Source organism: Streptomyces sp. NPDC057654 (genome assembly GCF_042800135.1).
GTDB lineage: Bacteria > Actinomycetota > Actinomycetes > Streptomycetales > Streptomycetaceae > Streptomyces.
Genome location: NZ_JBHVHQ010001195.1, coordinates 1 through 2,001, shown reverse-complemented (window position 1 = coordinate 2,001; position 2,001 = coordinate 1). Strand labels below are relative to the sequence as shown.

The window sequence follows — 2,001 nt, the reverse complement described above, 5'->3', positions numbered from 1 at the left end:
CTTATGCACTGGCTCAACGCGCGCAAGCTCACCCCCGACCACGTACTCGGCCTCACCGGCGTCAAGCTGGACCTCGGCGGCGGCGAGGCCGGCGGGCGGATCGAGCTCGCCGAACCGGAGCTGCGGCGCCTGGCCGCCGCCCTGGACATCGCCCCCGACGCGCTGGCCCCCGGCGCCGGGCGGACGCCCGCCGCGATCCACCAGAGCCGCGCCGAGACCGAGGCGACGCGGCGCGCGGTGCGGCGCGACGGCATCCACTTCTACAACTACTACTCGCTGCCCGCCCCCTCGGGGTACGTCTCCCCGGTCATCCTGGACATCCTCTGCCCCGAGGGCCGGCTGCCGCGGCTCAACAACGGCCATCTGGAACCGGCGATCACCGTGAACATCGGCCCCGGCGACATCCACGGCCGCTGGGGCGAGGAGATCACCGGCCTCAACTGGGCCGTGCTCAGGGCCAATCGGGGCACAGGGCACGAGTGGATCATCGGTGACTCGTACCTCGAACCGTCCTACCGGCCGCACAGCTACTCGCTGGCCGGCGACGAGAGCGCCCGGATCATCTCCTACACCGCCAAGTCCAACCTGCACGCCCTGCTGACGCTGGCCAACGACTGGCCCGACAGCTCGTACGACCGGTTCGTCGCGGACTGGTCCGCCGGGGACCAGGCGGCGATGCTGGACATCGCCATGGCCCGCAGGGCGTACGGCCGTCAGGCGCTCGCGGCGGCCGCGGACGTACCGCGGGACGCCGTCGACCGGTGCCTGTCCGGGGACCGGGGCGCGCTGGACGCGGCGGCCGTGCGGCGCGTCGGCGCGGTCCTCGGCGTCGACCACCGGCTGCTGCTGCCGCCCGAGCCGCTGCACGACGAGATCGGCAAGACCTGGTGCACGATCGAGCAGGGCATCGCGTCCGTACGGGAATTCGGCGCGTACCGGGCCGCTTCCATGGCGGGCGCGCCCCAACTGCCCGACCTGGTGGGGCTGTACCTCGCCGTGGACCGCGACGCGCGGGCGCCGCTCGACCTGTTCGACCACGGCGCGAGCCACTTCCTGGTGACCCGAGGGGCCCCCACGGCGTGGTGGGCCGAGGGCGACGGGAGCGTCCGCGAGCAGCCGCTGGCCCCGGACGACAGCCTGTGGGTCGCCCCCTGCGTGGCGCACGGGTTCAGCGGCTCCGGCGCGCTGATCAAGCTCGGCAACGGCGAGGGCTACGGCTATCTGGAGCACCTGGAGCTGACCCACACCGTCCGGCGGGAGGCCACGCTGCGCCGCGCCCGCCGCGACCGCGCCGGCTGGGGATACGAGCCGGCGACCGAAGAGCACACCCGCTGAACAGGGGAAGAGAACAGGAGAAGAACGGCAATGGGAAGCACACAGCAGTACACCTCGGCCTCCAGGTCCGCCCGGATGCGCAAGCTGCTCGACTCGCCCGGCCTCAGCTTCCTGATGGAGGCGCACAACGGGCTCTCCGCGCGCATCGTGCAGGACGTCGGCTTCGGCGGCATCTGGGCGTCCGGATTCTCGATCTCCACCGCGCTCGGCGTGCGGGACAGCAATGAGATCTCGGCGAGCGAGGTCCTGGACACCGTCGGCTACATGGCCGACGCCACCACCATCCCGATCATGGTCGACGGCGACACCGGATACGGGAACTTCAACAACGCCCGCCGGTTCGTACGCCAGCTGTGCCGCCTGGACGTCTCGGCGGTCTGCATCGAGGACAAGCTGTTCCCCAAGACGAACTCGTTCATCGGCGACGAGCAGCCCCTCGCGGACGTCGGCGAGTTCTGCGGGAAGATCGCCGCCTGCAAGGACAGCCAGACCGACGGCGACTTCTGCGTCATCGCCCGCGTCGAGGCGCTGGTCTCCGGTCGCGGCCTCGCCGAGGCACTCGACCGGGGCGAGGCGTACCGGCGGGCCGGCGCGGACGCCGTCTTCATCCACTCCAAGCGCAAGGACGGCAAGGAAGTCCTGGCCTTCGCCGCGGAGTGGGCGCGG

Annotated in this window: 2 protein-coding genes; both read left to right on the top strand. The window is 71.9% G+C overall.

The window, feature by feature from the left end:
• On the top strand, positions 1 to 1,335 hold a 1,335-nt coding region (locus ACFU99_RS41940; protein ID WP_384403584.1), incomplete at its 5' end, for a hypothetical protein.
• A 30-nt stretch (positions 1,336 to 1,365) separates the two neighbouring features.
• Positions 1,366 to 2,001: isocitrate lyase/phosphoenolpyruvate mutase family protein (locus ACFU99_RS41935; protein WP_384403582.1), on the top strand; the 636-nt coding region annotated here is incomplete at its 3' end.